Annotated in this window: 1 pseudogene; it reads left to right on the top strand. The window is 57.7% G+C overall.

The features are described 5' to 3' along the window. Positions 1–197: 197 nt before the first annotated feature. Positions 198–364: pseudogene (locus tag FHG09_RS19660) on the top strand (IS110 family transposase); the annotation flags it as partial.

Raw genomic sequence — 364 nt, 5'->3', positions numbered from 1 at the left:
GGGGGGTGTTGTCACCGGGGTTCGAAGGCACCAGGGAAATCGCTGATAGGGGCCAGAACCACTGGCAGAACACATGCCTTGAGCCCGACCGTAACGTGGATGCCGAACCTTGGAGCCACCCAGCACTACCGGCCAGCCGAACCACAACCAATATCCGGTCACATGAGTCGAAGAAGATGAGTGACATGATCACCAACCACGCTGACATCGACGTATTCATCGGCATCGATGTCGGCAAACACAACCACCACGCCGTCGCGGTGGATCGCGACGGAAAACAACTGTTATCGAAGGCGCTGCCGCAGAACGAAACGAAACTGAAAGCCCTACTCACCCGGCTTTCCAAGCACGGCCAGCTGCTGGT

It is taken from the genome of Brevibacterium sp. CFH 10365, assembly GCF_009299785.1.
Taxonomy (GTDB): Bacteria; Actinomycetota; Actinomycetes; order Actinomycetales; family Brevibacteriaceae; genus Brevibacterium; species Brevibacterium limosum.
The sequence above is the reverse complement of the archived record's forward strand: the minus strand, read 5'-3'. Positions and strand labels throughout refer to the sequence as shown.